At 43.0% G+C, this 25,394-nt stretch carries 21 protein-coding genes and 1 tRNA gene; 10 read left to right on the top strand and 12 right to left on the bottom strand.

Annotated elements, in window-relative coordinates:
* Positions 1–353 precede the first annotated feature (353 nt).
* Positions 354–1,169: a hypothetical protein gene (locus FEF09_RS31355; protein ID WP_222596913.1), complete on the top strand. Its 816-nt coding sequence runs from the start codon at positions 354–356 to the stop codon at positions 1,167–1,169.
* A gap of 280 nt (positions 1,170–1,449) precedes the next feature.
* Here FEF09_RS31355 and FEF09_RS03490 read toward each other — a convergent pair whose 3' ends face one another.
* From FEF09_RS03490 to FEF09_RS03480, 3 genes are all read right to left on the bottom strand, one after another.
* Positions 1,450–2,259, bottom strand: coding sequence for a CHAT domain-containing protein (locus tag FEF09_RS03490; protein ID WP_146303782.1), 810 nt, complete (start codon positions 2,257–2,259; stop codon positions 1,450–1,452).
* Entirely contained in the window at positions 2,208–3,329 is a 1,122-nt protein-coding gene (locus FEF09_RS03485; protein WP_146303781.1) for a hypothetical protein, read from the bottom strand. Before FEF09_RS03485 ends, FEF09_RS03490 begins: the two co-directional genes overlap by 52 nt.
* A gap of 577 nt (positions 3,330–3,906) precedes the next feature.
* Positions 3,907–3,980, bottom strand: a tRNA-Lys gene (locus FEF09_RS03480).
* A gap of 116 nt (positions 3,981–4,096) precedes the next feature.
* On the opposite strand from FEF09_RS03480, the gene FEF09_RS03475 reads away from it, so the two are divergent.
* The 6 genes from FEF09_RS03475 to FEF09_RS31350 all read left to right on the top strand — a co-directional run bounded on the left by FEF09_RS03475 (position 4,097) and on the right by FEF09_RS31350 (position 11,801).
* Positions 4,097–5,272 (top strand): thiolase family protein, encoded by a 1,176-nt coding sequence (locus FEF09_RS03475; protein WP_146303779.1) that lies wholly within the window; start codon positions 4,097–4,099, stop codon positions 5,270–5,272.
* A 206-nt stretch (positions 5,273–5,478) separates the two neighbouring features.
* Positions 5,479–7,125 carry a DUF1800 family protein gene (locus tag FEF09_RS03470; RefSeq protein ID WP_146303777.1) on the top strand — a complete coding sequence of 549 codons (1,647 nt, stop codon included), beginning with the start codon at positions 5,479–5,481 and terminating at the stop codon, positions 7,123–7,125.
* Between the two features lie 21 nt (positions 7,126–7,146).
* On the top strand, positions 7,147–8,721 hold the full coding sequence (locus FEF09_RS03465) for a DUF1501 domain-containing protein (protein ID WP_146303775.1): 1,575 nt from the start codon (positions 7,147–7,149) through the stop codon (positions 8,719–8,721).
* A gap of 214 nt (positions 8,722–8,935) precedes the next feature.
* Positions 8,936–9,241, top strand: a complete 306-nt coding sequence (locus tag FEF09_RS03460; protein ID WP_146303773.1) for a hypothetical protein — start codon at positions 8,936–8,938, stop codon at positions 9,239–9,241.
* 104 nt (positions 9,242–9,345) lie between these two features.
* Complete coding sequence (locus tag FEF09_RS03455) at positions 9,346–11,472, top strand: TonB-dependent receptor (RefSeq protein ID WP_222596912.1); 2,127 nt, start codon at positions 9,346–9,348, stop codon at positions 11,470–11,472.
* Positions 11,473–11,480: 8 nt separating this feature from the next.
* The gene (locus tag FEF09_RS31350; protein WP_222596911.1) at positions 11,481–11,801 is read left to right on the top strand and encodes a TonB-dependent receptor; all 321 of its coding nucleotides are present in this window, start codon (positions 11,481–11,483) and stop codon (positions 11,799–11,801) included.
* 185 nt (positions 11,802–11,986) lie between these two features.
* Here the strand turns inward: FEF09_RS31350 and FEF09_RS03450 are convergent, their stop codons facing one another.
* From FEF09_RS03450 to FEF09_RS03440, 3 genes are all read right to left on the bottom strand, one after another.
* Positions 11,987–12,472, bottom strand: coding sequence for a hypothetical protein (locus FEF09_RS03450; RefSeq protein WP_146303771.1), 486 nt, complete (start codon positions 12,470–12,472; stop codon positions 11,987–11,989).
* A gap of 94 nt (positions 12,473–12,566) precedes the next feature.
* Positions 12,567–12,860 (bottom strand): DUF983 domain-containing protein, encoded by a 294-nt coding sequence (locus FEF09_RS03445; RefSeq protein WP_261387312.1) that lies wholly within the window; start codon positions 12,858–12,860, stop codon positions 12,567–12,569.
* 134 nt (positions 12,861–12,994) lie between these two features.
* Positions 12,995–14,752: an ABC transporter ATP-binding protein gene (locus FEF09_RS03440; RefSeq protein ID WP_146303767.1), complete on the bottom strand. Its 1,758-nt coding sequence runs from the start codon at positions 14,750–14,752 to the stop codon at positions 12,995–12,997.
* A gap of 218 nt (positions 14,753–14,970) precedes the next feature.
* Between FEF09_RS03440 and FEF09_RS03435 the strand changes: the two genes are divergently transcribed.
* Complete coding sequence (locus FEF09_RS03435; RefSeq protein WP_146303765.1) at positions 14,971–17,103, top strand: elongation factor G; 2,133 nt, start codon at positions 14,971–14,973, stop codon at positions 17,101–17,103.
* Between the two features lie 5 nt (positions 17,104–17,108).
* Here the strand turns inward: FEF09_RS03435 and FEF09_RS03430 are convergent, their stop codons facing one another.
* Together FEF09_RS03430 and FEF09_RS03425 are read right to left on the bottom strand one after the other, a co-directional pair.
* Positions 17,109–18,653 (bottom strand): YifB family Mg chelatase-like AAA ATPase, encoded by a 1,545-nt coding sequence (locus tag FEF09_RS03430; RefSeq protein WP_146303763.1) that lies wholly within the window; start codon positions 18,651–18,653, stop codon positions 17,109–17,111.
* A 1,042-nt stretch (positions 18,654–19,695) separates the two neighbouring features.
* Positions 19,696–19,917, bottom strand: a complete 222-nt coding sequence (locus FEF09_RS03425; RefSeq protein ID WP_146303761.1) for a hypothetical protein — start codon at positions 19,915–19,917, stop codon at positions 19,696–19,698.
* Between the two features lie 282 nt (positions 19,918–20,199).
* On the opposite strand from FEF09_RS03425, the gene FEF09_RS03420 reads away from it, so the two are divergent.
* Complete coding sequence (locus FEF09_RS03420; protein WP_146303759.1) at positions 20,200–20,487, top strand: hypothetical protein; 288 nt, start codon at positions 20,200–20,202, stop codon at positions 20,485–20,487.
* Entirely contained in the window at positions 20,463–20,897 is a 435-nt protein-coding gene (locus tag FEF09_RS03415) for a hypothetical protein (protein WP_146303757.1), read from the top strand. Before FEF09_RS03420 ends, FEF09_RS03415 begins: the two co-directional genes overlap by 25 nt.
* A 204-nt stretch (positions 20,898–21,101) precedes the next feature.
* On the opposite strand, the gene FEF09_RS03410 is transcribed toward FEF09_RS03415, so the two are convergent.
* From FEF09_RS03410 to ubiE, 4 genes are all read right to left on the bottom strand, one after another.
* Positions 21,102–22,433, bottom strand: coding sequence for a MutS-related protein (locus tag FEF09_RS03410; protein WP_146303755.1), 1,332 nt, complete (start codon positions 22,431–22,433; stop codon positions 21,102–21,104).
* Positions 22,434–22,615: 182 nt separating this feature from the next.
* On the bottom strand, positions 22,616–23,962 hold the full coding sequence (locus FEF09_RS03405) for a dihydroorotase (protein ID WP_146303753.1): 1,347 nt from the start codon (positions 23,960–23,962) through the stop codon (positions 22,616–22,618).
* Between the two features lie 19 nt (positions 23,963–23,981).
* Positions 23,982–24,632, bottom strand: coding sequence for an outer membrane beta-barrel protein (locus tag FEF09_RS03400; RefSeq protein ID WP_146303751.1), 651 nt, complete (start codon positions 24,630–24,632; stop codon positions 23,982–23,984).
* A 23-nt stretch (positions 24,633–24,655) separates the two neighbouring features.
* Positions 24,656–25,390: a bifunctional demethylmenaquinone methyltransferase/2-methoxy-6-polyprenyl-1,4-benzoquinol methylase UbiE gene (ubiE, locus tag FEF09_RS03395; RefSeq protein WP_146303749.1), complete on the bottom strand. Its 735-nt coding sequence runs from the start codon at positions 25,388–25,390 to the stop codon at positions 24,656–24,658.
* Positions 25,391–25,394 lie beyond the last annotated feature (4 nt).

Raw genomic sequence — 25,394 nt, 5'->3', positions numbered from 1 at the left:
CCTACTAGTCATACTCAAGTAAGCACCTTGGATCTCAATCCTAAAGATGGTCAAAGTCTTCGAGATTTTTATTCTATTTATGAAGCAAAATCTTTTTGAAAAAAATATCCTTTTTCTCTACTATTTAGAAAGAGTACTGAAAATTGACGAGATAGGTGTCAATCATATTTATACTTGCTATAAACAACGAGTCAAAAAGTACCTACTGACTTATTCCAAAGTATTCGAGATACGGCCCGAAATAAGGGCTGGTTAAATAGTAGCGACAGCAGTAATCTTAAGTAACTACGTTAGGTGAGAACTTCGTCGAACATGATTGTAAAAAAATTGGACAATAAAAGGAGCAATAAAAAATGATAGAGAGCTTAGAAGAATTTATTTCCAAAATTGATGGATTTACAGATATAAAGACCTCAGAAAAATGTGATTACTTTATTTATTATCTCATTGAATTCCGAAATCTTTCAGGTGTCAAGGCCAGAGATATTGAACTATGCTTTGAAGAACTTAAAATAACTAAGTATTCTAATATTTCTCAGTATCTCAATACTAATTCCAAGAAGCAAAAAAGCAGGCCGCAGAAATTTATCAAAATGAAGGAATTATTTCATTTAGAACGTGGCAGAAAGGAAGAGATAAGCAAAAATGTTCATTTTGACAGGATTGCTCTTGAAACCAACAAGAATCTGCGCAGCTTGCTACCCAAATTGACAAATGATAGCGAAAAGTCATTTTTGATAGATGCTATTAAGTCTTTCGAAGCTGAGGCTTTTAGAGCTGCTATAGTTATGATATGGTTATTGACACTCGACCATATTTATGAATTCATTTTAAATAACAAGCTTACTGATTTCAATACTGAATTAGCTAAGGTTACTGATAAACGGGTTAAAGTCACTATCATTTCTAATAAAGACGACTTTGGGGATATTCCCGAAGGGAAATTCATAGAATTATGTAGATCTGCGAGAATTATATCTAATGATGTACGAAAAATACTTGATGAAAAACTTGGCATTAGAAATTCGGCGGCACATCCATCTAATATAGTTATTGGTAAAAGCAAAGCCTTAGCTGTAATTGAAGATCTTGTAAATATATTATTCTTAAATTATAAACTGATCTCTTTGCTGGAATTGTGTTGCGATGTCCCAAATAATTGCATGTGAAATGGTGAGAATTTATTTTGGGCTTCATTTGCTTTCAATAAGTAATTATACCAAATAGGAATCGAATCTGTATAAACGTTGATAATGATATCGTATAAGAAAGTACTAAACAAAAACGCTCCAAGTCTTTGAACTTGAAGCGTCTGATGTTCCTGTGATCCCGGTATCGGAAACTCGAACCAGATTATTGATGATTTAACTGTGCTTGGTAAGATTTAACGCCCAATGAGTTAAAATAATATAACAAAAGTTCGAGGATTACGCTTTGAGATAAGAACAGTTACCCTTGTATCCCTTGTATAGCGATATCGTGCCAAGCTATTATGAAATCCAACCGCTGCTGCACTTTTGTATCTGTTGTGGTTCTTCTATTCCTTAAAAAAAACTCTCGTCTTCGGGTCAATTGTAGGAGAACAAGCTTTTTCGATTCCATATCCTGATTAATTGAATGCAATGCAGTAAAAGGGAACCCATAAAAAACATAGATGTCTTTATCTTCCGCCGGTTGATGCTGATGGGCAGCCATATGGATCGCCTCAGCGATTGGGATGGTTTTCATATTCTCATAAAAGGCTACCGCAGTGGATGCCGCTGAATCATCCTTCACTCCCCACAGGGTTCCAATATACCCTTTCGCTCCTTTTTGCAGGAATGATGTTGCTATTGGCCCCCATGACCAACAAGTATTATTAAAAATTAGTGGTTTCATTCCACCTGCTATGTAATTGATCATTCCGTAAAAGGGATAGTCACTACACATCACTGCTCGTGAGTCTGTAACTTGGCTAACTTCTCCAACTAAGACATCGGCAACTGTTGTTCTATGAATGACTGCGTTTTGGCATTCCACAAAAAATTCGGGAGAATAATGCTGTGCTTTTAACTCATCACTACCTACCTTGAAGCCGTTGTATGATCTGGGAAAAACCATATAATGCACTTCGATGAGCGGTTCACCATTATTTTCATTTTTGTAAGGCGTAGCCGCAAAAGATAGAACATGATCATACTCTATAGAATGGACAATTCCGCTACCATCTATGAATTCCGAGCGAATTCTCTTACCCGGTATTTCCCCCCATGGCTGCAAATATGAAGCAGATCATATGGATAATGTTGTAAATGGTGTGAAAGATTATACATAGTAGCTTGCTTGCCAACAAGCTGGTGAATATGAATATTTATCTGGGAGAGTTCCTTAGATACATTTTCTATTTCTCTATTAGCAGAGGGTAATACAGGGGAATTGAAATCCAGTGGCGAGAAAACCAGGCCAGCGCCTGTACCGCTTTGCGTTGCATATAATATGTTGTTAAAGGTAAAATGATCCGGCCAACAATGCATATGTACATAGGTACAGCAGGTAATAGCCCCCACCGTCAATGAATAAGGAATGCCAGCTGTAAAAAATGTAACATAGTCGTAGCCTGAGAAACTGAATGCTCCAATTCTAGTATTAATAGCGTTCAGAATTCTGTCATACGCAGAAAGATCACCATGTAATTTCCAATCAGAAAAATAGTACAAAATATCCCTTTCCTCACCATCGATCAGTGGCGAAACCACAATTACTTCTGCTTGAACTGACAATGCATAATTTACCGCTGCTACAGCCATGGCAGATTGGTCATCTTCGATCACAACACAACTGCCATTTGCATTGTTAGTAAAAGTTAATGGTGCGGCTTGGAGATCAATCTTTAACCAATGTTTTGTCAAAACAGCTTGTTGCAATCCTTTTAATATTTCGTCAGGTTGGCAGGATAAAATAGGCCTTTGTTCTTCGAAAAAAGGAGATAAAAAAATATTAATGTCTTCTGGACAATCTATAGTAATTATATTAAAGCCGTCTGGCAGTTGTAAATAGGTTTTTTGGTCTTCACTAAGACCAACAACGATGATGTTTTCAGCACCATTTAGCTTAACAATTGCATTGCGTATAGATGTAGCAACCTCCTCCGCCCGTTCTTGGGAAAAGGTATGCTCATCGGGAGGATTTGCAATAGGATGAGTACGTGGTGCGGTTACTGCTTGGATTTCAAAAATAGGCAGATAGTAATTCTCTTCAATTAGGTAAGAAGAAACCATTGCGGTTAATTCTGGAGAATGTCTGTCTACAATACAAAAGAATTTATTTTTTAATTGAGGTATCGCAATCATAATGTTAATAATCGTGACTAATATGAATGTTGAAAAGTTAAATACTTTTTTTAGTTACCAAGGAGAATACAGCTACAAGGACACAACACTTCTAGGTCATTATTATTTAATGTCATTTAGCTTGATTTATGGCACTAACCTTTGTGAGAAAGGGGAGATAAAAAATATATTCTCTAAAGTTAATAGCATAAAAGGCATCTCTATTTTCAAAGAGTACAAAATGTTGCTTATGGGTGAAAACGTTTTGAAAAAAGTAGGGGATTTTTTCCTTAATTGCTTTACAGTGCTGGTTTGTGCGATTTTTAAATATTCTTGTCAGTGATTGCTCTGAAATACACTGAATGAATAATTAACACTAAAATCAAAACGGCCAAAACGTGTAACAAGAAGAGTGAGAGATTGAATCATCTTGTTAGGATCGTCCAAAATTTGCACTTAAATCCAAATTCCATTGCTCCTCATTAGGATCAACCTAGGGGGACTCGAACCTACTAATGCTTGATAATAAATGTATTACACAATCAGTTAAAAACAAAAACGCTTCAAGTCCTAGAACTTGAAGCGTTTAATTTCCCTGTGACCCCTCAGGGACTCGAACCCTGGACCTACTGATTAAGAGTCAGTAGCTCTAACCAGCTGAGCTAAGGAGTCTTTCCATTTCCCGACGAATCGGGCTGCAAATCTAACACCTTGTTTTCTATTTCACAAAACTTCTTTAACTTAAAAGAAAAAAATCGGGTGTTACACCCGGAAAAGGAGTTAAGGAAATGGAAACAGCATATATCGTAGCCGGATTCAGAACCGCTGTGGGCAAGTCCAAGCGGGGCGGCTTTCGCTTTTACCGGCCTGATGACCTGGCCGTGGATGTAATTACCGGCTTATTAGCAAGTGTACCACAGCTCGACCCTAAAAGAGTGGATGATCTGATTGTGGGTAACGCTGTTCCTGAAGCAGAACAGGGCCTGCAGATCGGTCGCATGATCTCTGTACGTGCGCTAGGGATAGAAGTACCCGGCATGACGGTGAACCGTTATTGTGCTTCCGGACTGGAAACAATCGCCATTGCGACAGCCAAGATCCAGTCAGGTATGGCGCATTGTATCATTGCAGGAGGTACGGAGAGTATGAGTCTTGTCCCAGTTGCCGGTTGGAAAACTGTGCCGAATTATACGGTAGCTGCTACAACGCCGGAGTATTATCTGGGTATGGGATTAACGGCCGAAGCAGTTGCACGTGAGTATAACGTATCCCGTGAGGATCAGGATACCTTTGCCTACAACTCGCATCAGAAAGCATTAAAAGCGATCGAAAACGGATATTTTAAGGAAGGTATTTTGCCTATCAGTGTTAATGAGGTGTATGTGGATGAAAAAGGTCGTAAGCAGAACCGGACTTACACCGTTGATACAGATGAAGGACCGCGTGCAGATACTTCACCCGAAGCGCTGGCGAAACTGAAACCTGTATTTGCTGCCGGTGGTAGCGTGACTGCAGGTAATTCATCTCAGACATCCGACGGTGCTGCATTTGTAGTAGTGATGAGTGAAACGATGGTGAAGGAACTGGGGCTGCAACCTATTGGTAGATTGGTAGCCTGTGCTTCTGCTGGTGTACATCCGCGTATCATGGGTATCGGACCAGTAGCCGCCGTGCCTAAAGCATTGCAGCAGATTGGTAAAACATTGAATGATATTGATCTGGTGGAACTGAATGAAGCATTTGCTTCTCAGTCAGTGGCAGTTATCCGCGAACTGGGCATCGATCCTGAGCTGGTGAATATCAATGGTGGTGCGATCGCATTGGGGCATCCGCTGGGTTGTACAGGTGCTAAACTGACCGTGCAGATACTCAGTGATCTGAAACGCCTGAACAAGAAATATGGGATTGTGACAGCTTGTGTGGGCGGCGGACAAGGAATTGCCGGTGTAATAGAAAGACTGTAAGAAAATATAATATTTAGGTAAGGGTTGGCTAATCAAATGGTAGTCAACCCTTTTCTTTTTTGAGTACTGCATTATAAATAAAATAATCGGCTTGAATTAAAGTTTTTATTAATTTGGATCCGCAAATGGGACCTGTGGAAATAGCCTACTTTACTTTAGTATCCCTATAAGAAGAATACACACAACACAACCATATCATAATATCTATGGATCGCAGACAATTCCTTACGCTTCCTGCAAATCGCCAGCAAGCAGCAGCCAAAGCGGAGAAAACCGGCTTTCGTACTGAATCTGGTCTTACAGCATACACGGGAGAATTTGGTACTGCACAGGCAGTACACCTGCTGAAACGCGCGATGTTCGGTTCCACGCCTGAAGATGTTACCTGGGCCAAAGGGCTCGGCATGGACGCAGCAGTAGATGCCCTCATTGACACAGTAAACACTGTAACTACACAACCACTCAATACATATGGTGAAGATGCAACCGGCATCGCACCTGGTGCTACCTGGGTGAATTCTGCTCCGCCTCCGGAAGAAGGAGACCTCGACAGAATGCGTTGGTCATCTTATAAAGCCTGGTGGCTGAAAGTGATGATCGATCAGTCACGCAGTATACAAGAGAAAATGGTGCTCTTCTGGCATAACCACTTCGTAACTGAAATGGATATGGTGAATGACTCCCGTTATATCTATAAGTATAACACGATGCTGCGGGCAAACGCCACCGGCAACTTTAAAGCGCTGACGAAAGCCGTTACTCTCGATCCGGCAATGCTCAGATACCTCAATGGTTATCTGAACGGTAAAGAAAGTCCTGACGAAAACTATGGTCGTGAATTGCATGAGCTGTTCACCGTAGGTAAAGGACCAGATTCCGCTTACACAGAAGAGGACGTACGCGCAACAGCACAGGTGCTGACAGGGTACCGGATCAATCCGGTTACCATGGAGTCTTATTTCGAGACAACCCAGCACGTTATCACCAATAAAGAGTTTTCAAGTTTCTATAATAACCGTAAGATCACAGGTAAGACGGGCGCAGCTGGTGCTACCGAACTGGATGACCTGCTGGATATCATTTTTGATCAGCAGGAAGTATCCAAATTCATCAGCCGTAAACTGTACCGTTTCTTCGTATACTACCTGATTGATGATGCTGTAGAGCAGAATGTGATCACGCCAATGGCACAGATCCTGCGTGATAATAACTTCGAACTGAAACCAGCGCTGAAAGCCCTGTTTAAAAGTGAGCACTTCTTCGATCCGCTGAATATGTCAGCATTGATCAAAAGTCCGGTGGAATTTGCAGTAGGTATGGTACGTGAATTCGGTATCGAATTCCCAACCGAATACATGGCTGCACATGAATCACTGGATACCATCCGTAACCACTGCGCAAACATGCTGCAGGATCTGGGAGATCCTCCACAGGTGGCCGGCTGGGAAGCTTATCATCAGGCACCTCAGTATCACGAGATCTGGATCAACACAGATACATTGCCTAAGCGTAACCTGATGAGTGATTCTATGATCAGCACCGGCGGCTTTGGTTCTGTGAAGATCGATCCGCTCGCGTTCACTGAAAAGCTCTCCGATCCTTCCAACCCTGTTACTTTGATCCAGGACGCACTGGACCTCTTATACCGTATCGAATTATCTGACACATCAAAGGCAAAACTGAAGAATATCATCCTGCTCAGCGGCCAGAGCCCTGACAGTGACTACTATTGGACAGATGCATGGAACGCATGGATATCCAGTCCTACACCGGCCAACCGCAGTATTGTGGAAAACCGCCTGCAAACACTGTACAAGTACCTGATGAATATGTCTGAATATCAATTAGCCTGATCTTAGAAAGACCTATAAACTATGAAACGCAGAGACTTTCTTAAAAATACCGCTTCGGCAACGATCCTGCCGACCTTTATAAATGGCTTTGCCGTAAAGGCCTTTGCCGGCTCTTCGCTGCTGAACGCTTTGCAGAAATCTGCTGAAGATAATGACCACGTGCTGGTGATGATCCAGATGATCGGTGGTAATGATGGTCTGAATATGATCGTGCCGCTGGATGTTTATGCAGATTATCAGGCAGCACGTACCAACATCGCTATCAAAGAAGGTGAAGTATTGCCACTGGCAAATAATATAAAAACCGGTTTTCACCCTGCAATGACCGGTCTGCAGGAACTGTATGAGAATGGTAAAGTGTGTGTGGTACAGAGCGTTGGTTATCCTTCTCCTGACTACTCCCACTTCCGCGCAATGGATATCTGGCTGAGTGGTTCCGATCAGAACCAGATTATTGAAACAGGATGGGCGGGCCGTTATCTGGAAACACAATATCCAGGCTTCCCGGACTCTTATGAAGGTTCAGATCCGCTCGCCATCCAGATCGGTTCCCTGACCTCTCCGGTATTCCAGGGTAGCGATGCTAACATGGCAGTAGCCATCTCCAGTTCTACCGACTTCTACAACCTGATCGAAGATATCATGGACCCTGTTCCGAATACTCATGCGGGTGTGGAACTGGAATATGTACGTCTGATCGCCAAACAATCCAACAGATTCGCTGATTCTATCAAAAAGGCCGCTGCGAACGTAACTTCCCAGAGCCCTTATCCTGACAACAGACTGGCAGAACAGCTCAAAATAGTAGCCCGGCTCGTAGCAGGTGGCTTGAAAACCCGTGTATACATGGTGACGCATGCCTTCTTCGATACGCATGCTAATCAGGTACAGGCCGGTGATACCGGTAAAGGTGAACACGCAAGACTCTTAGGGCAGCTGTCCGATTCCATTAAAGCATTTATGGATGATCTGACCAAGCTGAAAGCCTCCCGTCGTGTGGTAGGTATGACCTTCTCAGAGTTTGGCCGCCGTATCAAATCAAATGGTAGTATGGGTACCGACCACGGTGCCGCTGCACCAATGATCATATTCGGTGACTATGTACTGCAAGGTGTGTTGGGATCGTCTCCCGATATCCCGACACAGACAAACGTAAGTGATAACATGCCTATGCAGTACGATTTTCGTTCTGTATATGCTTCCCTGCTGGAACAATGGTTCTGTGTGGATAATATGACCCTGCAAACCGTCCTGTTCAAAGATTATCAGCGTCTGCCGATTGTAAGTGGTATCGCCTGCGGTACACTGACCACAATCGACGATGTGAATAACGGTAGTAATAACCTGATTACCAACTATCCGAATCCGTTCGTCACCACGACGACCCTGAAGTATAAAACAAGAGGCGGACAAACAATCGTACAAATCTTTGATACAATGGGCCGACTGGTATCCACTCCAGTCAATAAAGTGCAGGCAGCCGGTGAATACAGCATCACTTTTGATAGCTGTAAACTGGCAGCAGGTATCTTCTACGCACGTATACAAAACGGTGTATATCAGAACGTAAGATCTATGCTGAAGGTGAAATATTAATAGTAATTACACTATATGTGAAAGTCCCATGGTGCCATTGCCATGGGACTTTCTTTTTACATATACCCCCGCCAGCCGTCAGCCATTTGGATCATTTATGGATATTAATGTTGTTTTCCCGTATTTGAGCAACGGTGTTGCATTTATTGACTATCTTTGTTACCGTCAAACTCATGATCTGAAGCAAAAAGTTCTATACAGGATATTGGCCATCATGCTGTTGGGGGTATTTTCATTTAATACCACCCCGAGGGCCTTTATTCACCAGTTCTTCGAGCACCACGATACAGATGATGACGCCCCGGGCATCGTAAAACATGGTACCACACTATCTGTAAAACACGTACACTGTGGATTTCTGCAGATAGAGCCAGAACCATACGAGCCTACCAGCATGTTCTACTATGTGTTGGTAAAAGAAGTAACCTGGCATTTCCCCGCACCGGTGATTCCGGTTATTCAACACATCCCCTACAGGACATTATCTCCCCGTGCACCTCCCGCAATAAGTTTTGTTTAGTTTATTTCTTTGAACGCTTTTGAAGGGCCTAATAGCCCGTATTATGTCTGTTACTGTGACTGCCAGGTTGCCGTGCAGGTATTCCTCTATAAACAAATCTTTCTATGCACTATTTACGTGTTCTCTATACAGCTGTCATTATCGGCTTACTTAGCTATTCATCCGGCTTTGCTAATTTATATATCAGTGGCGATGCCAATAATTCCCTCAGCGGAACAGTGACCGATAAAGCTTCTAACAGCCCCTTACCGGGGGCAACTGTTTATCTGCCCGATTTGCACATCGGTGCTTCTGCCAATACACAGGGACAATACGAACTCAAAAACCTGCCAAAAGGTAAATACCTTGTGGAGGTACACTATATCGGCTACGCCGCTTTTACTGAAGTAATTCAGATTGACGGCAGCACACACAAAGACTTCTCATTATCTGAAACACTGCTGGAGAAAAACGAAGTAGTGATCACAGGTGTTAACCTGGCCACTACCCTGAAAAAGACACCAACTCCCGTAAGTGTTGTCAGAAAAGAATACCTCGACGCCAATATCTCCACTAATATCGTAGATGCAATCGCTAAACTGCCGGGTGTAAGTCAGCTGACTACCGGACCTGCGATCTCCAAACCATTCATCCGTGGTCTGGGGTATAACCGCGTAGTAGTTGTAGGTGATGGTGTACGTCAGGAAGGACAACAATGGGGTGATGAACATGGTATTGAAATAGATGATTACAATGTCAGCAAAGTAGAAGTCCTGAAAGGACCTTCGTCTCTGGTATATGGTTCTGATGCATTGGCGGGTGTGGTAAATATTGTACCTCCGGGTGCCGTAGCCGCCGGACATGTAAAAGGGAATGTAGCTGCGAATTATCTGAGCAACAACGGTCAGATTTCCTATCACGCAGACATCGCGGGTACCTCTAAAGGTGGTTTCAGCTGGAGCGCCTTCGGTACACAGAAGTTTGCACATGACTACAAGAATAAATACGATGGCTATGTATTCAACTCCAAATTCAAGAATACTAACTACGGAGGAAGCCTCGGTCTGAATAAACAATGGGGTTCCTCTATCCTGCGTTTCACTTCCTTCAATCAGGAGTTGGGACTGGTAGAAGGCGACCGTAATGAGAATGGTCAGTTCATCAAACCAATCAATAACAATGGGCAGGAAGATGAAGCGGTAGCTACAAATGATGACTTCAAGTCTTACAGCATCGGTGTTCCTAAACAGAAAATTACCCATAACAAACTGGTGTGGGATAATAATCTCTATCTGCACAATGGCGGCCGTCTGGGCCTGACACTGGGTTATCAGTGGAACCGTCGTAAAGAGCTGGGTAATGTGCTTGAACCAGATGAACCGGAACTGTTCCTGAAATTGAACACTTTTAACTACGGTCTGAAATACTATTTACCGGAAATGAATGGCTGGCAGACAACCATCGGTGTAAATGGTATGCAACAGAAAAATAACATCGGTGGAGAAGAATACCTGATTCCTGCTTATGACCTGTTTGACGCAGGCGTATTCGCAGTAACCAGCAAGACATTCGATAAACTGACCCTGAGTGGCGGTCTCCGTTTTGACAACCGTCATATGAACATCAAAGGTTTGCAATTGAATGATGAAGGTGTACCTGTTGATAATGGTGGTGAAACAAAGTTCTCTTCTTTCGACCGTAACTTCTCCAATGTTTCCGGAAGCGCCGGTATCAGCTATGCTGCAAGTGAGCAGGTAACGCTGAAACTAAATGCTGCCCGCGGTTTCCGTGCTCCCAATGTATCAGAACTGGCTGCAAATGGTGTACATGAAGGAACCATCAAATATGAATATGGTAACAGCGATCTGAAACCGGAAGTAAGTACACAAGGTGATCTTGGTGTTGAATTCAATTCACAACACATATCACTGACAGCAAGCGTATTCTACAATCATATCAACAATTTCATTTTTGCCCGTAAACTGGTGAACGTTGCTGGTACGGATTCTATTCCGGTGGCTGACAATGAAGATGGTTATTCCGCTTTCAAATACCAGCAACATACTGCTAATCTCTATGGTGGTGAATTTATGTTGGATATCCACCCACATCCGATTGACTGGCTGCATTTCGAGAACACGGTTTCTTATGTACGTACTGCTATTTCAGGTGGTACTGACTCTACGAAATATCTGCCTAATATTCCTGCTGCCCGCTGGATCTCTGAACTGAAAGGTAATTTCAAAAAGTAGGTGGTGTAATGCAGAATGCATACGTAGGTGTACAACTCGATAAAACATTTGCGCAGAATGATATTTTCTACGCTTATCAGACAGAAACAGCTACATCGGGTTATACTTTATTAAATGCTGGTATAGGTACTGACTTCATTAATAAGAAGAGTAATAAAGTGTTATTCTCTCTGCATCTGGCTGCTAATAACCTCACAGATGTAGCTTACCAGAATCACCTCAGCCGTCTGAAATATGCCGCTGTAAATGAAGTGACCGGGAGAAGTGGCGTGTATAATATGGGAAGGAATTTCAGCGTGAAAGTAGTGATACCAATTGATTTTAAATAAAGGCTTTGACTATACTTAACTTACGTTAATGCTACGTTCTAAACGTAGCATTAACGTAAGTTAAGTATAGTCAAAGCGAATAAGAGAAGGGATTTGACCGATAGATGAAAATGAAACTTTAGGGTAAAAAAAGAAAGGCATCCGCCAGCGGGCGGATGCCTTTTGCTATAGTAATATACACATACTCACGGGCAACTCTGCCTCAGTGCACTGATCAATGCACGATCGTAATGCAGTTCTACAGGTTTATCCGGATCTACGGTAATATCTTCCAGTTTTTCGTTGGCCTTATCCAGTCGCAGCCATGCAATTGTCGATTCATGATCTTTTTCATTGCCAAACAGCTGCAGAAATAATTTGCTGTTTTCCTGACGATCTACCCGCACTCTGATATTTTCCTTCTTCGTCAGATCTGATTTGAAATCTGAGCTTTGAATGATGTCGGTAATCGCTTTATAACATTCAGGAGGGTAGGGGCCTGATTGAGGTTTCAGTACTTCAGAACGGGGGGCACTATGGGAGGTGTCCACAGATTGTGGCTTTGCCATTGTGTCTGTCTGAGCGGCTGCTACAGTCGATGTATCAGCTTGAGTCTCCGTCTCCTGTGTAGCGGTAGCACAGGAGGAAAGTAATACGATGCCACAGATATACAGTATGTGATTGGTTTGCATGAGCTGTCTTTTGTCAGAGATATAACAAAAGTCGTGCAAACGGAAGGAGTGTTAACAATAAAGGCTGTCGCCGCAATGGCAGACAGCCTTTATTTTATTTGTCCGGCAGTTCTGCCGTGCTCTCATCATAGTAAACGAAGAAGTAGAGATAGATGACTCTGCTGATACGCATCAGCCAGGGTTGCAATAAGACTAATAGTACGCCATTGACACCCAGCCAGATAAATACACTATTGTCATTCCATGACAGGCCGAAGAATACCCAGTAAGCAATCAGTGTAGCTACTGAAAATGCTACAGCCAAAGCATAACTCACATACCCTGTACCAAACCAGAAGCCTGTTTCCAGTTCATATTTTTGTCCACAGACAGGACAATGTTCATGCATATCAAACGTCTTTCGCAGGTTAGTATATGCATTTTTCGTCTTAAACATGTCTCCCCGGCGGCAGTGCGGGCATTTCATAGTAAGCATGCTCAGGAGATAACTAGGTCGCTTATTGCTCATGGGCGCAAAGATAACTATCTCTCTCCAATCTGTTGTCTCCACATCGCATAATACAGGCCTTTTTCTTCCACAAGTGCGCTATGCGTACCCGTTTCTACGATACGGCCTTTTTCCAGTACGTAGATCCTGTCAGCGTGCATAATAGTGGATAACCTGTGTGCAATCATAACAGTGATATGCTCACGGGTGGAAGTGATATCACGGACAGTATTGGTGATAGATTCTTCTGTCAGGGAATCCAGAGCAGATGTTGCTTCGTCAAATACCAGTAGTCGCGGATGACGTAACAGTGCACGTGCGATGGACAGACGTTGTTTCTCACCCCCGGAGATCTTCATACCACCTTCACCAATCACAGAATTAAGACCGTTGTCAGCCCTTTCCAGCAGGGTTGTACAGCTGGCATCTTTCATGACTTTGAGTAATTCTTCGTCAGTAGCGCCCGGATTGACAAACAGCAGGTTCTCTTTGATCGTACCGGAGAATAACTGTGTATCCTGTGTAACAAAACCGATCTGGTAACGCAGTTCTTCGATGTCTATTTCTCTGCTATCCACGCCATTATAACCGATAGCGCCTTCCTGTGGTGTGTACAATCCTACCAGCAGTTTTACCAGTGTTGTTTTACCGGAACCGGACGGACCGACAAATGCGATTGTTTCACCGACGTTCACGCTGAAGGTGATATCATCCAGTGCTTTATTTTCGGCGGTCAGGTGTTTGAATCCTACGTGATTAAAGGTCAGGGTATCGATACGATTGATCTTCACCGGATCCGGCGGTGTATCTTCCACAGGCGTCTGCATAATACTTTCAAAGTTCAGCAGTGAAACCTGCGCTTCTCTGTAAGACATGATAATATTACCTAACTCCTGTAAAGGACCGAAAATGAAGAAGGAGTACAATTGCAGGGTGAACATCTGTCCTACAGTAACCGTATCCTTGTAGATCAGGAACAGCAGAAGGAACAGGATGCTTTGACGCAGGAAATTGACGAAGGTACCCTGTACGAAACTGATACTACGGATGCTGCGCACCTTTTTCAGTTCCAGCATCAGAATACGGATGGTTGTGGAGTTCAGTCTGCGGATCTCCTGATGTGTCAGACCAAGACTTTTTACCAGTTCGATATTGCGGAGGGACTCTGTAGTGGCTCCAGCCAGCATCGTCGTTTCCTTCACAATTGTTTTCTGAATGGTTTTGATCTTCCTGCTCAGTACATTGATCAGCCAACCGAGTATCAGACTACCACCAAAATAGACAAATACAAGGCTCCAGTGAACGCTGAACGCATAGATCATCACGAAGATAACACCGATCAGTGCTACGAATAATACGTTTACAAAGGAAGTAATGAACTTCTCGCTGTCTGTACGTACTTTCTGTAAAACAGCCAGTGTTTCACCGCTACGCTGATCCTCAAACTGCTGATAGGGTAGTCTTAAAGAGTGACGTAATCCGTCGGTATAAATCCGGGCGCCAAACTTCTGGATAATAACGTTTGTAAAATAGTCCTGAAATGCCTTGGCAATACGGGACACCATGGCTACTCCTACGGAAGCAAGGAGCCATAAAATAACGCCTGCTACATAGTCGGACTGCGTACGTGCTTCCCCACCTGCATTGGTATGCGGATGGTTCGCAAAAAGGTCCACGATCCGGCCAAAAATATACGGATCCAGCAGGGAGAATACCTGGTTAATGGTTGCTAATAACAAAGCCAGTGCTATCAACCATTTGTAACTTTTTAAATAATATAAGAACAGTTTCATGATACTAAAGACAATCTATGAGTGCAAAGGTACATTAATATTGATGTTGCAACACATTTGAGCGGTGCTGATAGGAAAAAATAGAGTAACTTAATACTCAGAATCGGTTATAGCTTATCCAGCTACGGCTAAAATCACCAAAACGGCATTCCCACGTCTACTTATCTTATTGCTTACGATCAGCCCGCTCCGGCTGACAATACTTAATTCTTACGTTTATGAAGACCTATGATGAAAAGCACATCAGGAACATTGTGTTATTGGGCGCCGCCAAGAGCGGAAAGACGACCCTTTGTGAAACCATGCTGTTTGAAGCTGGTATTATTCCCCGACGCGGTACAGTAGAAGAAGGAAACACTGTTTCCGACTATCATGATGTAGAGCATGAAAGGGGAAGTTCTGTCTATGCCACCTGCCTTCACACGGAATGGCGTGATTATAAGATCAATATTATCGACACTCCCGGACTGGAAGATTTTATCGGAGAGATCATTTCTTCTATCAGGGTCTGTGATACGGCTTTACTGCTCCTGAATGCACAACATGGAGTGGAAGTGGGTACTGAACAGATCTGGGATTATGTGGATAAATACCAGAAACCTACTATTCTGGCCGTCAATCAGCTGGATACAGAGCAGGCTAATTTTTCCCGTACAGTAGAGGAAGCCGGCAGAGTATTCGGATCAGCGGTAACGGTTATGCAGTATCCTGTGAATCAGGGTCCGGGATTTAACAGTGTAATCGACCTTTTAAAAATGACAATGTACCGGTTCCCGGAAAACGGTGGTAAGCCGGAAAAACTGCCTATACCTGACAGTGAGAAAGAACAGGCGGAGCGTTTACATAATGAGCTGGTAGAGAAAGCAGCAGAAAATGATGATACACTGATGGAGCAGTATTTTGATAAAGGCAGTCTGGATGAAGATGAAATGCGGCAGGGATTGAAGATAGGCATGCTGAAACATCATGTGTTCCCGGTATTTTGTCTGTCCGCCTTACATAATATGGGCAGCGGACGTCTGATGGGTTTCATCGATAATGTCGCTCCGGCTTCCGTAGACATGCCTGCAGAGCAGGCGGAAGATGGCAGCCCGATTCCATGTGACCCTTCAGCATCTCCGGTATTGTTTGTGTTTAAAACCCTTCAGGAGCCCCATATAGGGCGCCTTTCGTTTTTTAAGGTACTGGCAGGCGAAATAAAGGCAGGTGTCGAATTACACAGCGAAAAGGGCAATACTGTTGAACGCCTCAATCAGCTGTTTATTACAGATGGCCGTAACCGGCATCCGGCAGATATATTACGTGCCGGAGATATCGGCTGTACACTGAAATTGAAGAATACACTCACCAACCATACACTGTTAGCAGATAAGCAGTCTGGTAAACAGGTAAAACCGATCGAATTCCCAACACCTAAAGTCAGGGTAGCCATTGAGGCGACCAATAAGGGGGATGACGAGAAACTGAGTGAAGTATTGGCCGAACTGCATATGGAAGATCCTACATTGGAAATAGAATACAACCGTGAATTAAAACAGGTGATCCTGCATGGGCAGGGTGATCTGCATCTTGCATTGACCAAATGGCGGCTGCAGAATATCTACAAGATGCATGTTGAGTTCCTGCCGGCGAAGATTCCTTACCGGGAAACCATCCGTAAGCATGCCGCGGCTACCTATCGTCATAAGAAACAATCTGGCGGCGCTGGTCAGTTTGGAGAGGTGTTTATCACTATCGAGCCTTACTATGATGGTATGCCTCCCTATAAGGAACACCCGGTAAGAGAGACGGAGGAAATTGCTCTTAACTGGGGTGGTAAACTGGTATTCAATAATTGTATTGTGGGAGGCGCAATAGAAGCCCGTTTCCTGCCTTCCATTCTGAAAGGTGTAATGGAAAAAATGCAGGAAGGTCCGCTGACAGGTTCCTATGTACGTGATATCCGGGTAAGTGTATATGATGGTAAAATGCACCCTGTGGATAGCAATGATATTTCTTTCAAAATTGCCGGTATGATGGCTTTTCGCGATGCTTTCCATCAGGCAGCACCGCAGTTGCTGGAACCGGTGTTTGATATTGATATTACGGCTGATGATACTATGGCCGGCGATGTAATGAGTGAATTACAAAGCCGCAGAAGTATCATTACCGGTATGGATTCCCAGAATGGTTATCAGGTGATCAAGGCACGTACGCCACAGGCAGAGCTGGATAAACTATATGCTGCTTTGCGCAATGTGACACAGGGTAAGGCGAAGATCAAAGCTGTCTTTGCAGAATATGCACCTGTGCCAGCGGATCTGCAGAAGAAGTTGTCTGAAGAGTATAAAGGTGCGGAACTGGTGGCCTAGCCCCGCTATTTATCCCACCAATCTTGTCTGTCAAGGCTCCTGCAATGGATGGCCTCAGCCAGGTGTTCTGTCTTAATATGTTCGCTGCCTTCCAGGTCAGCTGCTGTACGGCTGACTTTAAGAATGCGATCATATGCCCGTGCTGACAACTTGAGTTTCTGCATTGCATTTTTCAGCAGTTCTTCTCCTTCGCTGTTTAAGCGGCAGACTTTTCTCAACAGATGACTATTCATCTGCGCATTGCAATAAATTCCCTTGTAGCCGTTGAACCGGGCTGTCTGTATTTCTCTTGCCATTATTACGCGTTCCCTGATATCCTTGCTGGACTCTCCATAGGTATGATCCAGCAGGGATTCAACCGGAACGGGGGTGACTTCTATGTGCAGATCTATCCTGTCCATTAAAGGACCGGATACCCTGTTCAGATACCGTTGTACAGATCCCGGCAGACAGGTACACGCCTTCACGGGGTGATTAAAGAATCCACAGGGACATGGATTCATAGATGCCAGCAGAGTAAAGCTGGCAGGGAACTCCACAGATAGTTTCGCCCGGGCGATAGATACCCTTCTTTCTTCCAGTGGTTGGCGCATGACTTCCAGTGCCTGCCTGCTGAACTCTGGTAGTTCATCCAGAAATAAAATCCCGTTATGTGCCAGAGATATCTCTCCCGGCTGAGGAATGCTACCGCCACCGATCAGCGCAGTATGACTGATGGTATGATGTGGTGCGCGGAAAGGTCTTTGCGTAACAAGCGAAGTGTCGGCTGGTAATTTTCCTGCAACGGAATGGATTTTTGTGGTTTCAAGTGCTTCATGCAGACTGAGTGGAGGGAGGATGGTTGAGAGCCGTCTGGCCAGCATTGTTTTTCCTGCACCGGGAGGTCCGATAAGTAATGCATTGTGTCCACCGGCTGCTGCTACTTCCAGTGCACGTTTGATCGTATATTGTCCTTTCACATCATTGAAATCGACATCAAACTGATGATGTGCATTGGCGAATTCAGTCCGGGTATCTACACAAACAGGCTGCAGGGTGGACGGTGCCAGTAAGAAGTCGATCACTTCACGGAGGTGTGTGACACCGTATACTTCGAGGTTATTGACCATAGCGGCTTCTCTGGCATTGGACGCCGGTATGATCAGTCCTTTAAAACCTTCTTTACGGGCCTGTATAGCAATAGGCAAAGCTCCGCGTATGGGTTGTACAGTACCATCGAGCGATAGTTCGCCCATGATGGTGAATTGTGTTAATGCGGTGCTATCTATCTGTTCTGAGGCGGCGAGTAATCCCAGGGCAATAGGAAGATCATAGGCGGAACCTGCTTTACGGATATTGGCAGGGGCCATGTTGACGACGGTCCGGAAGCGTGGAAAACGGAAGCCGATGTTGGTAATGGCAGATTCGATACGCTGTTCGCTTTCTTTGACGGCACTATCAGGCAGACCGACGATGTGGAACTGGGTGCCTTTGGGAGATACGTCCACTTCAATGACAATGGAAATGGCTTCTACGCCTTGTACGGCGCTGCCGATGGTTTTAACAATCATGGATGAAAAATGATATGGTGAATAACGATGGCGAATTTAAGGAGACAGGATCGGCTTTCGCTTGTTCATTTCTGTTCTTTTGGTATGAGGTTGTTCAGCATTGTGGAATGCTGTAAATATATGTCGTATACTTAGTGGTACCGTATATATCATACATGGCGGAGAAAAATCCATTCTTACTATATAATTTGCGTAGTAAATGTTGTACTTGCATAGTGAGTGCCATAGAAATCAGATATCATGCTCGTGCGAGAGATATTAATTGCCTGTAGAAATATGTGTTTGTTTAGCAAAAGATGACCTTTGTTATGACCGGGGGAGTTTGCTGAAAGTCCCTTGGAAGCGTTTGTAAAGGGTATGTGTTGAACCTTGTGATAAAAGAGCTTTTCAGCGGTGAAAATGATTTAAGCGTTTATAATAATCGAACAAAACAAAATATTAGGAACCGAAGGTTCTAAAGTGTAATTGAATGACTGTAGTTAGTGTCCAGCTTACTGACGATTATTTCCTTGTACCTTAGAATGATTTTACCAGAGGAAAAGGTACAACTACCATGAGTATATATACCATTTTAAAGTCGGTTATAATATCAATTATTTTTTTGATTGGGATGTCATTAACATCATCAGGCCAGCATAAAGTTGCGGTATGTAATCCCTGTAAGGATAGATGCGAGGTCTTATATAAAATACTAACTGACACATCTATCACTAAGCATTTTCGATTTCATGAAAATCTAAATGACTCTATCAGGGTGATCGATACTAAGAAATTTTGGGATGCATGTGATCTCAAAGTTAATGGGCGCTCAGTACAAATAGTTCATGACTCTTCGTTGCTGAAAAATATGGGAGTGTCAGACTATCAGATCACAGGTGTGCAAAGGCAGAAAAAAGGTGAATATTATATATATTTCTATTACAAGGTAACACATGGGCATGGATTCGTGATTCTTAAAAGCAAACATGGGCAACTTTTTAGTGTCAATAGCGGCCTTGGCATACTGGACTAGCAGATATTCAGGTAGTAAATATTTATTGACTTAGAAGACAAAGAGCTGCCAGAAATTTATTTTTGGCAGCTCTTCGTAAAAATATATTTCAAGATAGATTACACGAATCACTTTATCTGTTCCAATAATTCCAGCACCTTCTCCCTCTTTAATATCAAATAACCGATACTTAGTGGTACCGTATATGTCATACATGGCAGAGAAAAATCCAATCTTACCACATACAATGCGTAGTAAATTTCGTACTTGCATAGTGGGTTTAATTTTCATTAACGATTGATGCCACGAAGATTGTATGTTTTTTGAAATGGAGAATTTGCACTTTTGTTATTGATAAATAGCAGATGTTCTCCTGTATCAGACCGCGTTTTGTTAAATCCGATCTTGCATTGTTACATCCCTGTTGATCAGTCGCCTATAATGTTGAATAGTTCTATGAGTATTTTCTCCAACCTTGTCATGTAAATTAGATATCATGCTGAATGCAGTGCTAATTAGCAGCGCAAAGAAGCATGTTGTTTGTACCATTTAAAAATGGCAACGATTTACCATATTGTAGATGTTGATGAATGTCCTCAAAAGCGTTTAGCTGAAGAATATAGACAATTATATATAGGAGCATGGAAGGAATATATGATGGAATTTGATGTAAAAAATAAACTCTCGGATGAACAACTTGACGTCTTAAGCTGGGCAGGACTTATGCAAACAGATGAATTTGGAGATCTCTTTAAAGATCAGAAAGATTTTACGACTTGGTACAATCGTATGCGTGCAATACTTAATGGTAAGGAAAAATGGGAAGAAAACAAAAAGCAATAGTATATAAACTGATAACAGTTTTCATTTTACATTCCTTTTTCGCTTCAGGGCAAAAAAGGATACCTGAATCTGTCTCATTGAATATTGATGAGTTTAGGAATATAGATTCGCTTAGAATATGGAATCTTTACCCTATGGACAGTGATCATATATATGTTATAAGAATCTTCGTTGATAACTCTATGTATAGTGTGCAGGATAAAAGAATGTTCAGGAAAATGATTCATATGGCCAATAGTCAAAGGCCCAAAGGACTTCATTTATTATTTGTAAAAAGAGCATTGTACCCGAGTTATAGAGCGAAAAATGAGAAGAAAGATGGCATTAATCAGTTAGAAATAAAAAAATATGATATCGAATATTTTTTTGATAGTTATCCTCCATGGACCAGCAAGGAAAAAGAGCGCTGATGGATAGAGGAATATTGGTCTTAAACGGCAAAATTTCCAAAGATGTAGAAGATTCTTCCAGACCGCCTCATGGTTACAGGATACCCCCGGTTTCGCTGCCAGATTCACTAAAAATTAGGAGTATAAAATAATCGTGTAATATTAAAACAATAGCGGCCCAATCTGGGCCGCTATTGTTTTAATATTTGATATATCTCACGTCGATCACTTTATCTGCTCCAATAAATCCAGCACCTTCTCCCTCTTCAATATCAAATAACCGATCTTTTCCTTCGCTACCCCATCTTTCAACTGATAAGTAAAATACAGATTATCATCAATCACCTGAGACTCAAAATACTTAAAGCGTATATTCGCCGCTGTTTGCAATTCATCCGCAATTTCATACAGGTGTGTAGATAAGATAAACAGACAGTTTGTACTCTTCAGCAATCCATTTACTACAGCCAGCGAACAGTTCTTCGCATCTTCCACATTCGTCCCTTTGAACATCTCATCGATCAGCACCAGCCATTTTTTACTATCATTGATTTTAATGATGGTATTCTTGATACGCTGTACTTCATTGAAGAAATAACTTTCCCCTTTGAAGATATTATCCTGCACCTGAATGTTACTGAAAATACCATTGAAGAAACTCAGTTTCATGCTCTTTGCCGGCACGCCCATACCGATATGTGCAAGGAATACCGCTACTCCCACCGCTTTGATGAAGGTTGTTTTTCCTGCCATGTTTGCACCGGTAAGGAACAGGAAATGTGACTGTGGCTTCATGGTGATATCATAAGCAACCGGCTTTGGCAGGATGATATGATAAAGGCCGTCCAGTTGTACGAAAGGGTGTGGCGTATCTTCAAAAGTAGGGAACTGTAAATTGAAATGCCTTACAGCTTTCGCCATCGCATAATAAGCATCCAGCTTACGGTAGATGTCCAGTAATTCAGAAATATGCTTACGCTGTTTCTTACGGATGTAGTGGTCATGACGTAAGATATTCACAAAAGAAACAGGACCTGCTTCGCTGGCAGCAATGATGTCATTGAATTCAGGTTGATATAGTAGAGTATGTGCCCTGTCCAGTAACAGTTTCAGTATTTTTGGCGTCTCTTCGGTATTGAAATTCTTTTCCAGCTGACGGAAACCTTTCAGCAGATTAAGCAGTTGGGTAAAGGAAAATTTAATAAAGCTGTAATCCGGAGAAAAGATGGTTTTTGTCAGCAGAGAACTCACCAGCAAGCCTACACCGGAAGGATTGGAAATCGGTTCAATCTGTGCTTCCAGATAGTTCTCCATCACCACAATCGTTCCATTACTGATGATATCAGCCGGCCAGCTATCTTCCTGTTTAAGAATGAATTGTAATGTGTGCTGTCTGTCCTCTATGGACGCAATATCTTTCAGCGGCGTACTATACAGATGCCGTAAATAATCCCTTCCACCTGTGGTTGTGGTAAAGTCCAGTTTATGAAACAGCGAATACTCTTCGTCACGGTTAAAGATAGAGAGATCATAGTAGGTTGTTTTGTCCAGTTCCATGCACAGGTATTTTTAGTGAATATACGTATAATAGAAAGAAACGTTGGTATCATGCGCGCATCGTTCCGATTAATATTAGAGATGCAGACCATGCGTATTTCCATAAAAGTAAAAGCGACATAAAAGGAAAATGCTCTTATCTGTCAACAGATAAGAGCATTTTCCTTTTATGTCGCGCAGCACTAGCGGCTGAACTGCAATCTTTGTCCTGTTACTGATTCGTTGAACTGACCATTTTCATAAGCGAGGTGACCACTTACAAATGTATGTGTCACGGCTGCCGGGAAGGTGTGTTCTTCAAATGGAGACCAGCCACATTTGTAGTAGACGTTCTTTTTATCTACCATGGTTGCCTGTTGCAGATCGACGATCACACAGTCAGCGTGGTAGCCTTCACGCAGATAACCTCTTTCTTTGATCTGGAAACAGATAGCTGGTGCATGACACATCTTTTCCACCACTTTTTCGAGAGTGATATTGCCGAGGGAAACATGTTCCAGCATCAGCAGTAAGCTATGTTGTACCAATGGAACACCTGATGGTGCCTGCAGATAAGGCTGGTGTTTTTCTTCCCAGGTATGAGGTGCGTGGTCGGTTGCAATGATATCCAGTCTGTCATCCAGCAGGCCTTTCCATAGTGCCTGTTTGTTGTGTACTGCTTTAATAGCAGGGTTACATTTGATCAGGTTGCCGTATTTGGCATAATCATCCGCGGAGAAGTGGAGGTGATGTACGCAGACTTCTGAGGTGATGCGTTTTTCTGCCAGTGGCAGCATATTGCTGAACAGCTGTAATTCACGCTCGGTGGTGATATGCAGGATATGCAGTCTTGAGTTGAATTTTTTTGCAAACTGGATAGCCGTCAGGGAAGATTCAAAGCAGGCTTCCTCATTACGGATGATAGGGTGATATTCTGCGGTGAGTTTATCAGGTCCTACTTCCTGTTTGTATTTCTCCATGTTGGCCTTTACGATCTTCTCGTCTTCACAGTGGGTAGCGATCAGCAGTTCACTGCCGGAGAAGATACGTTCCAGGGTAATGTAGTTATCTACGAGCATGTTGCCGGTAGAAGATCCCATGAATATTTTAACACCACAGATGTCATTCTTCCGCTCATTGGTTCTCAGTACTTCATCCACATTGTCATTGGAAACGCCCATGAAGAAAGAGTAGTTTGCGAGGGAATGCTGAGCGGCAATCTTGTATTTATCTTCCAGTATTTCCTGTGTAAGTGCTGCCGGATTGGTATTCGGCATTTCCATAAAAGTGGTGGTACCACCCGCAACAGCTGCGCGTGCTTCTGTATAGATGGTTGCTTTGTGCGTAAGGCCAGGTTCGCGGAAATGCACCTGGTCATCAATTACACCGGGCAACAGGTGTTTACCTTCCCCGTTGATCTCGGTGTACTGACCGCTGACATTGATCTGCGGAGCTATCTTAGCGATACGGCCATCCTGTATATATACGTCCTGAACAGTGGTGGTTCCTTCGTTGACCACTGATATATTGCGGATTAAGTAGTTTTGCATGCCGCAAAGATAGGAGAAATCAACCTTCCAGATGAATGGAGAATACGATCATATGAGACTGTAGTTTATCGATCACATTAGAGTATCGGAGGTGTTCATCTTTTACGTGTACATTGCCGATACCATTGCTGATCTTAAACTCCGGAGAGAAGATAAAGCTGGGGAAATAAAATTCGAATCCCGCGCCGAATTCATAACCAAAATCGCTTTTTCTGATCTTAACCAGATCTTCTGCACGACGGGTACGGGCATTAGAGGCCAGGTCATAGTCATACTTCAGACCGCCGATCGTATACACGCGCATATTGCCGATACGGTCAGATTTGAATTTTATCTGCAGCGGAAAGCTCAGCAGAATGGATTCAATGTTTTTGGTGGTTTCCCTTTGCGGGTAGTTTTCTTTATAGTAGAGATTCTTGGAGGCGAATAATAACTGCGGATTGAAGCGAAGGTCAAAGTACTCACTCAGACGCAGGTTACCCAGCAGACCCAGATTGAATCCGAAGGTCTTCAGAGGTTCAGCTACCATGATGGAATCCTGTTTAAGGAAGATCTCATCCTGAAGCAATTTAAAATTGGAGTTATTGGCGGCCAGTGTGATACCGAAGTAATAGGGCTTGGCATCATGTTCTTCCATGTACATGGTGGTCTGCGCTTTCGCGCCGGCCATATTCCATAGGATAATCAGAAGTACTAGCGGGACGCGCAATAAATAGAGCTGATGCCGAATGTGAGTTTTTTGCATGTTACTGCCTGGAAACCGGTATTAGTTAAAATATTACACATTTCCTGACCTTGTGGAAACGCCTTTACGGATTCCGGCAGATATGTATATGCTGCCTGACTCTTAGCGATCCATTTCCCGATCAATGGTGTAATATAACGAAAATATAAATTATATAATTGTTTAACAGGGAAAACTGTTGGATTAGAAAATTCGAGTATCACCAGTTTTCCACCCGGTTTAAGTACACGCAACATTTCTGACAGTCCCTTTTCCAGATGCTCAAAGTTGCGCACACCGTATGCTACCGTTATTGCATCAAACGCCTGATCTGGAAAACTTATTGTCTCACTGTCGCCCAGCTGTAAGGTAATTTTGTCGTTCAGACCCAGTTTATTGATCTTCTCACGGCCATGGGAGAGCATTCCCTCAGAAATGTCAATGCCGGTAATAGAATCGGGACGTAACATTTTATTAGCCATAATGGCAAAGTCCCCTGTACCTGTTGCCACATCCAGCATCTTTTTCGGCTGTAACGTCTTCAGCTGTTTTAAAGCTTTTTTACGCCATTGAATATCAATGCCTAAAGACATGAAATGGTTGAGAAAGTCATAACGGTGTGCGATGTCGTTGAACATGGTCGCTACCTGTTCTTTCTTGCTGAGTTCTGATGTGGCAAACGGTACAATCTTCTTATCTGACATAGGG

The organism is Chitinophaga pinensis (assembly GCF_007896845.1).
Taxonomy (GTDB): Bacteria; Bacteroidota; Bacteroidia; order Chitinophagales; family Chitinophagaceae; genus Chitinophaga; species Chitinophaga pinensis_C.
Note: the sequence above shows the minus strand (reverse complement) of the source record. Positions and strands in the feature narration are given on the sequence as shown.